Origin of the sequence: Cryobacterium sp. MLB-32 (genome assembly GCF_000738085.1) — a bacterium.
Taxonomy (GTDB): Bacteria; Actinomycetota; Actinomycetes; order Actinomycetales; family Microbacteriaceae; genus Cryobacterium.
Genome location: NZ_JPRS01000706.1, coordinates 1 through 552, shown reverse-complemented (window position 1 = coordinate 552; position 552 = coordinate 1). Strand labels below are relative to the sequence as shown.

Annotated in this window: 1 pseudogene; it reads left to right on the top strand. The window is 55.3% G+C overall.

Features of this window, described 5'->3' with window-relative positions:
- Positions 1–321: 321 nt before the first annotated feature.
- A pseudogene (locus JF66_RS24850) lies at positions 322–552 on the top strand (hypothetical protein); the annotation flags it as partial.

The following is a 552-nucleotide window of genomic DNA, read 5'->3' as shown; positions in this document are numbered from 1 at the left end:
ACTCGACGGACAGGATGTCAAATTTGAAGTGGAGCTGCGAGACTTTGTAGGTGAGCAACAACGTAGTTTGCCCAGCGCAGAATCCGGCACCTGCAAGAGGAACCGCGAAGGGATTCGCGCGCGTATTCATTCTCCTCGACGAACTTGTTGCGAGCGGGACCGCAAATTTCTCGCCCGGTTCTGTGATGATGCTCAGCGAGTGGACCCATGACTGCCAGTGAGAATCGGGCGCTACGTGCTCAGACCGTATTAAGGCTCCTTCGAGATAACCCAATGGGACTTCCCGGTGGTTCGAATAACGGTGGCGTATTCGCAAGAGTTATGGCCGAGCATCCGCTCGATCAGTATGAACAGGTGGTTTTCCCTGGCGGCCAGCAGAGGGGGATCGTCAATCTCTCATGGGCCTGTACGGAGTTTGCCAAGGCGGGATGGTTGGTCAAGGGCGACGGACCTGAGGAAAAGTGGAGTGCTGCCGTAGATGGCTTGAAAGCTCTAATAGATTTTCCTGATCCCAATGATCTCGCACGTGAGGCGCGGGCGCGGTATTCAGTT